Annotated in this window: 4 protein-coding genes and 2 pseudogenes; 2 read left to right on the top strand and 4 right to left on the bottom strand. The window is 70.3% G+C overall.

What is annotated here, in order from left to right:
- From L0P92_RS40590 to L0P92_RS40575, 4 genes and pseudogenes are all read right to left on the bottom strand, one after another.
- Positions 1–799: pseudogene (locus L0P92_RS40590) on the bottom strand (hypothetical protein); the annotation flags it as partial.
- Positions 781–1,521: an ABC transporter ATP-binding protein gene (locus L0P92_RS40585; RefSeq protein WP_234768154.1), complete on the bottom strand. Its 741-nt coding sequence runs from the start codon at positions 1,519–1,521 to the stop codon at positions 781–783. The gene L0P92_RS40585 and the pseudogene L0P92_RS40590, both read right to left, overlap by 19 nt.
- Before the next feature lie 171 nt (positions 1,522–1,692).
- Positions 1,693–3,066, bottom strand: a complete 1,374-nt coding sequence (locus tag L0P92_RS40580; RefSeq protein ID WP_234768153.1) for an aspartate aminotransferase family protein — start codon at positions 3,064–3,066, stop codon at positions 1,693–1,695.
- 19 nt (positions 3,067–3,085) lie between these two features.
- Entirely contained in the window at positions 3,086–3,604 is a 519-nt protein-coding gene (locus L0P92_RS40575) for an Lrp/AsnC family transcriptional regulator (protein WP_234768152.1), read from the bottom strand.
- 203 nt (positions 3,605–3,807) lie between these two features.
- Here L0P92_RS40575 and L0P92_RS40570 point away from each other — a divergent pair, with 203 nt between their 5' ends.
- On the top strand, positions 3,808–5,247 hold the full coding sequence (locus tag L0P92_RS40570; RefSeq protein WP_234768151.1) for a gamma-aminobutyraldehyde dehydrogenase: 1,440 nt from the start codon (positions 3,808–3,810) through the stop codon (positions 5,245–5,247).
- Between the two features lie 99 nt (positions 5,248–5,346).
- Positions 5,347–6,538 (top strand): annotated as a pseudogene (locus tag L0P92_RS40565) (polyamine ABC transporter substrate-binding protein).
- Positions 6,539–6,764: the final 226 nt, after the last annotated feature.

The raw sequence follows: 6,764 nt of genomic DNA, 5'->3' as shown, positions 1-6,764 counted from the left end.
GGGCCGGGAGGTGGGTCATGCGGTCCAGCGCTTCCGCGGTCTCCTCGGCCTCCTCGGGGGCGGCCGGCGCGGGGACCGGTTCGTTCGCCCGCTCGCCTGCCTGCTCGCCAGCCTGTTCACCCGTCCGCTCACTCGCCTGCTCCGGCGGTGTGCCGCCCTTCTCCGTCGCGGCCCGCCGTCGCGCCCCGAACCGCCCGTACGCCCCGAACGTCTCCCGCGCCACCGCCCTGCCGTACGCCCCGAAACGGCGGTACGACCTCCCTTCGGCGCCCCGCGCCCCGGTGGGGCCGGGTTCCTTCGGCCGCAGGGCGAGTGCCACCGTCGTCGAAGCGGTCGCCGGGGCCAGGGTCAGCAGGGTCAGGGCGGCCGGCAGAGGGAGGGGGGCGTCCGCTGCCAGGAACTCCGCGGCGGCGCCGTCGAAGGGCATACCGGTCAGGTCGCCGCGCAGATGGAGGAAGACCAGCAGGGCGAGCATCGAGCCGAGCGTGCAGGACAGGGCCGTGGTGGTGGCCGAGACCAGCATCAGACGGGCCGGTCCGAGGCCGATCGCGGCGAGGCCGGGGCGGGGCCTGGTGCCCGGGTCGGTGCGGGCCACGGCCAGCGCGAGGTGGATCGTCGCGGCCAGCGGGGGCAGGCACCAGGCCAGGCGCAGGGCCGACGCGCCGGGGTCGGTGTGCGACAGCGCGTGGCCGAGGGCGCTCAGCAGCAGGAAGCCCGTGCCCGCCGAGGCCGCCGCCACGAGCAGACGGCGCAGCTGTACGGCGGGCCGGCCGGTCCGGGTCAGACGGAGAGCGAGCACGCCGCCCGGCCTTCCGTCGCGGTGACCGGAGGCAGGTGCACCGTGTTGACGCGCCGTCCGTCGAGGAGGGCGATGGTGCGGTCGGCGAAGGCCGCGTTCGCCACGTCGTAGGTGGCCAGGACGACGGTGATGCCGTGCGAGCGGGCCGCTGTCGTCAGGGTGCGCAGGACGTGCGCGCGGTCGGCGTGGTGCAGCGGGGCCGTCGGTTCGTCGGCGAACAGGACCGTCGGTGCGGGGGCCAGCGCGCGGGCGATGCAGACGCGCTGGCGTTCGGCGTGGACCAGCTGGTGCGGGCGCTTGCGGGCCGACTCGCCGACGTCCAGACGGTTCAGCCACTCCAGCGCGGCCGTCTTGGCGCGGCGGCGGCTGGTGCCGCGCAGCATCAGGGGGAGGGCGGCGTTCTCCCAGGCGTTCAGCTCGGGAACGAGCGTCGGGGTCGGGTCGATCCAGGTGAAGCGGTCACGGCGGAGCCGTTCGCGGGCCAGCGGGCCCATGGTGTGCACCGGGAGGCTGTTGAACCAGACTTCGCCGCCCCGCGCCGGGAGCAGGCCGGACAGACACCGCAGGAGAGCCGTCTTGCCGCTGCCGCGCGGGCCGGTGACGGCGAGGATCTCGCCCTCGCGCACTCCGAGCGAGACCCCGCCGAGCGCGGGGGAGCCGTCGCGGTGCGTGAAGTGCAGCGCGCGTGCCCAGAGCACGTCGTTGTCCGGCGGAGCCTCCATGGGCGTACACCTCGTGATCCGTAGTTCCCGTGTTCGTTCCCCCGTGCGGGGGAACGAAGACAGGGCCGATCGGTTACCAGGCACGCTAAGGATCCGGGACCGGAACGAGGGACAGCACGCGGCGGGTGGTGCACCCTTCTCACTCCTACGGGTGCACCCCCGCCGTCACGGCTAGAGCTTGGTCCACGCCTCCGACAGGGTCGCCCGCAGGATCTGCTCGATCTCGTCGAACGTCTCCTGGTTGGAGATCAGCGGCGGCGCGAGCTGCACGACCGGGTCGCCGCGGTCGTCGGCACGGCAGTACAGGCCGTTGTCGAAGAGGGCCTTGGAGAGGAAGCCGTACAGGACGCGCTCGGTCTCCTCCTCGTTGAAGGACTCCTTGGTGTGCTTGTCCTTCACCAGCTCGATGCCGTAGAAGAAGCCGTTGCCGCGGACGTCGCCGACGATCGGCAGGTCGTGGAGCTTCTCCAGGGTCGCGCGGAAGTTGCCCTCGTTGTCGAGGACGTGCTGGTTGAGGCCCTCGCGCTCGAACAGGTCGAGGTTGGCCAGGCCCACCGCGGCCGACACGGGGTGACCGCCGAAGGTGTAGCCGTGCAGGAAGGTGTTGTCGCCCTTGTAGAACGGCTCGGCCAGGCGGTCGGAGACGATGCAGGCGCCGATCGGGGAGTAGCCCGAGGTCATGCCCTTGGCGCAGGTGATCATGTCCGGGACGTAGCCGAACTTGTCGCAGGCGAACGTCGTGCCCAGGCGGCCGAAGGCGCAGATGACCTCGTCCGACACCAGCAGCACGTCGTACTGGTCGCAGATCTCGCGCACCCGCTGGAAGTAGCCCGGCGGGGGCGGGAAGCAGCCGCCCGCGTTCTGCACCGGCTCCAGGAAGACCGCGGCGACCGTGTCCGGGCCCTCGAAGAGGATCTGCTGCTCGATCTGGTCGGCGGCCCAGCGGCCGAAGGCCTCGGGGTCGTCGCCGTGGATCGGGGCGCGGTAGATGTTGGTGTTCGGGACCTTGTGCGCGCCCGGGACGAGCGGCTCGAAGGGGGCCTTCAGGCCGGGCAGGCCGGTGATGGACAGGGCGCCCTGCGGGGTGCCGTGATACGCGACCGCGCGGGAGATCACCTTGTACTTGGTGGGCTTGCCGACCAGCTTGAAGTACTGCTTGGCGAGCTTCCAGGCGGTCTCCACCGCCTCACCGCCGCCGGTGGTGAAGAAGACCTTGTTGAGGTCGCCCGGCGCCTCGTCGGCGAGGCGCTCCGCCAGCTCCACGGCCTTCGGGTGGGCGTAGGACCACACCGGGAAGAACGCCAGCTCCTGGGCCTGCTTGAACGCGGTCTCGGCCAGCTCGACCCGGCCGTGCCCGGCCTGCACCACGAACAGGCCGGCGAGCCCGTCGAGGTAGCGCTTGCCCTTGTCGTCGTAGATGTGGGTGCCCTCGCCCCGGACGATGGTCGGGACGGGCGCCTTCTCGTACGAGGACATGCGCGTGAAGTGCATCCACAAGTGGTCGTACGCGGTCCTGCTGAGGTCCTGAGGGGTGTCGGTGCTCACGGTTATCGGGTCCTCACGGTTATCGGGTTCCCCACATGTAGGTCTGCTTCTTGAGCCTGAGGTAGACGAAGCTCTCGGTGGAGCGCACTCCGGGGACGGCCCGGATGCGGCGGTTGATGACGTCCAGGAGGTGGTCGTCGTCCTCGCAGACGATCTCCACCATCAGGTCGAAGGACCCGGCGGTCATCACCACGTACTCGCATTCGGACATGGCGGTCAGTGCGTCGGCGACCGACTCCACATCGCCCTCGACGTTGACACCGACCATCGCCTGCCTGCGGAAGCCCACGGTGAGCGGGTCCGTGACGGCGACGATCTGCATCACGCCCTGGTCGAGCAACTTCTGGACGCGCTGGCGCACGGCGGCCTCGGACAGGCCCACGGCCTTGCCGATGGCGGCGTACGGCCGGCGGCCGTCCTCCTGGAGTTGTTCGATGATGGCGAGGGAGACGGCGTCCAGCTGGGGACCGCCGCCGGTCCTGGACTCGCGGGAGTCCCTGTGCTCTGCGCTTCGACTGGCCACGACGTCACTGTGCACGACGTCTCGACAGTTCCGCAAGGCCGGAGCGATGAAATTCGTTGTTTATGAGACCGAGACTTGCGGATTTCGCAGCCTTGGCGCGATCGGGGGTGTTGAAAACGTGGCTCGGCCGACTAGGGTGGGTGTCTCAGCAACTGGACACCCAGGACTGACAGCACAACCGACAGCCAGCAGCAGTGAGACCTGACAGGAGGCCGGCAGTGAGCACCGAGCTGCGTCGTCTGCGCAACTACATCGACGGTGAGTTCCGGGACGCCGCCGACGGACGGACCACGGACGTGGTCAACCCCGCGACGGGCGAGGCGTACGCGACCGCGCCGCTGTCCGGGCAGGCGGACGTCGACGCCGCGATGGAGGCCGCCGCCAGGGCCTTCCCGGGCTGGCGCGACACGACCCCCGCCGAGCGGCAGAAGGCCCTGCTGAAGATCGCGGACGCGTTCGAGGAGCGGGCCGAGGAGCTCATCGCGGCCGAGGTGGAGAACACGGGCAAGCCGATCGGGCTGACCCGCTCCGAGGAGATCCCGCCGATGGTCGACCAGATCCGCTTCTTCGCGGGCGCGGCGCGGATGCTGGAGGGCCGCTCGGCCGGTGAGTACATGGAGGGCCTGACCTCCATCGTCCGCCGTGAGCCGGTCGGGGTCTGCGCTCAGGTCGCGCCCTGGAACTACCCGATGATGATGGCCGTGTGGAAGTTCGCCCCGGCCATCGCGGCGGGCAACACCGTGGTGCTGAAGCCCTCGGACACGACGCCCGCCTCGACGGTCCTGATCGCCGAGATCATCGGGGCGATCCTGCCCAAGGGCGTCTTCAACGTCATCACCGGTGACCGCGACACCGGTCGGCTGATGGTCGAGCACCCGACCCCGGCGATGGCCTCCATCACCGGCTCCGTGCGCGCCGGCATGTCGGTCGCCGAGTCCGCCTCCAAGGACCTCAAGCGGGTCCACCTGGAGCTGGGCGGCAAGGCGCCGGTCGTCGTCTTCGACGACACCGACATCGCCAAGGCCGTCGAGGACATCTCCGTCGCGGGCTTCTTCAACGCCGGGCAGGACTGTACGGCCGCCACGCGCGTGCTCGTGCAGGAGGGCATCCACGACGAGTTCGTGCAGGCGCTCGCGAAGGCGGCCGCCGACACGAAGACGGGCCAGCCGGACGACGAGGACGTGCTCTTCGGCCCGCTCAACAACCCCAACCAGCTCAAGCAGGTCTCCGGGTTCATCGAGCGGCTGCCCGCCCACGCCAAGGTCGAGGCCGGTGGCCACCAGGTCGGTGAGAAGGGGTACTTCTACGCGCCGACGGTGGTCTCCGGGCTCAAGCAGGACGACGAGATCATCCAGAAGGAGGTCTTCGGGCCGGTCATCACCGTCCAGTCCTTCTCGGACGAGGAGCAGGCCGTCGAGTGGGCCAACGGCGTGGAGTACGCGCTGGCTTCGTCCGTGTGGACGAAGGACCACGGGCGGGCGATGCGGATGTCGAAGAAGCTGGACTTCGGGTGCGTGTGGATCAACACGCACATTCCGTTGGTGGCGGAGATGCCGCACGGCGGGTTCAAGAAGTCCGGGTACGGCAAGGACCTTTCGGGTTACGGGTTCGACGACTACACGCGGATCAAGCACGTCATGACGTCCCTGGACGCGTAAGGGGTTGTGTTTCGGCCGCGGGTGCGTGGGGGCTGGTCGCGCAGTTCCCCGCGCCCCCAAGGGCGTTGCGGTTCCTGCCGGTTGACAATGTGTGCCGCAATGGCCCTCCCACCGAAGAACTCCTGGCCGTCCCGCCGGACCCTCCTGCGCGCCCTCGGCGGGGGTGCGGTGGTGGGGAGGGCTCGCTGGGTGTGGTGTACCCGCCGCTTACGTGCCGCCCGCCGACCGCGCCGCCGCCGATCTCTCCGCCACCGACAAGCGGCTGACCTGGGCGAACTGGCCGTTGTACATCGACACGGACGACGAGGACGCGGCGCGGCGGCCGACGCTTGATGGCTTCGAGAAGCGCACGGGCATCTCCGTCGAGTACGTCGAGGAGATCAACGACAACGACGAGTTCTTCGGCAAGATCAGCCCGGCGCTGATGAACCACCAGAGCACCGGGCGCGATCTCGTCGTCATCAGCGACTGGATGTGCGCCCGGTTCGTACGGCTGGGCTGGGTGCAGGAGATGGACCGGGCCCGGCAGCCGAACGTGACCGAGTACCTGGATCCGCTACTGCGTTCGCCGGCGTTCGACCCCGGGCGGAGGTACACCGTGCCGTGGCAGTCCGGGATCACGGGCATCGCGTACCACCGCCGTCGCCTGGGACGCGAGATACACAGCGTGTCCGAGCTGTGGGCGAACGACCTCAAGGGCCGGGTGACCCTGCTGTCCGGTCTTGACGAGGCCTTCGCGCTGCTCATGCAGGGCAACGGCGTCGACATCACGCGGTGGACCGCGGACGACTTCCACACGGTCTGCGACCAGGTCGAGGAACAGGTCTGCAAGGGGCAGATCCGGCGCTTCACCGGCAACGACTACATCAAGGACCTCTCCAGCGGCGACGTCCTGGCCTGCCAGGCCTACTCCGGCGACGTCATCCAGCTCCAGGCGGACGACCCCGACATCCGCTTCGTCGTCCCCGAGGAGGGCGCCGAGCTGTGGTCGGAGTCCCTGATGATCCCCAACCTGGCCGGCCACAAGGCCAACGCCGAGCGGCTGATCGACCACTACTACGATCCCGAGGTCGCCGCCCAACTCGCCGCCTGGGTCAACTACGTCTGCCCCGTCCCGGCCGCCCGGGACGTCCTCGCCGCCGCCAAGGGCGCGGAGACGGCCGCGCTGGCCGAGGACCCGCTGATCTTCCCGGACACGGCGATGCGCCGACGGCTGGCCATCGCGCGGGACATCACGCCGGAGGAGCGGGTGGGGTTCGCGAAGCGGTGGAACGCCGTCGCGGGGTTGTAGGCGGGGCCTGCTGCACTTGCCGTCGCGTTTGGTGGCTGAGACGGGGCGTCCGCGCGGGCGATGCGGCGTTCCACGGTGCTGCGGCGGGCGCCGGGGTGTGTTGACCCGTCGGCCGGCGCCCCGGCGAGGTCAGGGACGGCGGTGATGCACCGCCGTCCGTCCCACCGTCGCCGCCAGCTTTCGCAGTCGGCGCCAGTCCAGGCGGGGGACGGGTTGGGGGGTGCCG

Source organism: Streptomyces muensis (assembly GCF_021474425.1).
Classification (GTDB): domain Bacteria; phylum Actinomycetota; class Actinomycetes; order Streptomycetales; family Streptomycetaceae; genus Streptomyces; species Streptomyces muensis.
The sequence above is the reverse complement of the archived record's forward strand: the minus strand, read 5'-3'. Positions and strand labels throughout refer to the sequence as shown.

Coding starts and splice junctions, on each gene's coding strand:
- L0P92_RS40585 (WP_234768154.1), bottom strand. CDS start 1,521: ATGGAGGCTCCGCCGGACAACGACGTGCTCTGGGCACGCGCGCTGCAC.